Genomic DNA, 683 nt, shown 5'->3' on the forward strand with positions numbered 1-683 from the left:
GGCAACAGAAATCGCCCGCCTCAAGCGCCAACTGGCCGAGCGGGATGAGGAACTGGCCATTCTCCAAAAGGCGGCCACCTACTTCGCCAGACGCCTGAAGTGAAGTACGGTTTTATACACCAACATCGGGCGGTGTTCTCAGTGAAAAGCCTGGCCCGGGTGTTGCGTGTCTCGCGCAGCGGCTGGTATGCGTGGCTGAAGCGCCGGCAATCCCCCTCGCCGCGGCAGATGCGCCGCCAGCAGTGTGATGAGCGGGTGGCGCAAGCTTTTATACAGGCAAAACAGCGCTATGGCGCGCCCCGTCTGACGCAGGAGTTGCGTGAGGCCGGCCATGGCTGGAACCGNCAAGTTCAAAGCCACGACAAACAGCCGGCATAACCTGCCGGTGGCGCCGAACCTGTTGCAACAGGACTTCAGTGCTACGAGGCCGGACCAGAAGTACGTGGGCGACATAACGTATCTGTGGACAGAGGAAGGCTGGCTGTATCTGGCGGTGATTATCGACCTGTATTCGCGCCGGGTGGTGGGCTGGTCGATGTCGGAACGAATGACGGCGGAGCTGGCGTGCAATACGCTGAAAATGGCGCTGTGGCGGCGGAAGATGCCGCGCGGCGTGATAGTCCACACCGACAGGGGGAGCCAGTACTGTTCCCATGATTATCAGAATGTTATCAAAGACAATG

1 pseudogene is annotated in these 683 nt (G+C 60.0%); it reads left to right on the forward strand.

The window, feature by feature from the left end:
• Positions 1–683, forward strand: a pseudogene (locus AC559G_RS12140) (hypothetical protein); the annotation flags it as partial.

It is taken from the genome of Gibbsiella greigii (assembly GCF_039540155.1).
Classification (GTDB): Bacteria; Pseudomonadota; Gammaproteobacteria; order Enterobacterales; family Enterobacteriaceae; genus Gibbsiella; species Gibbsiella quercinecans.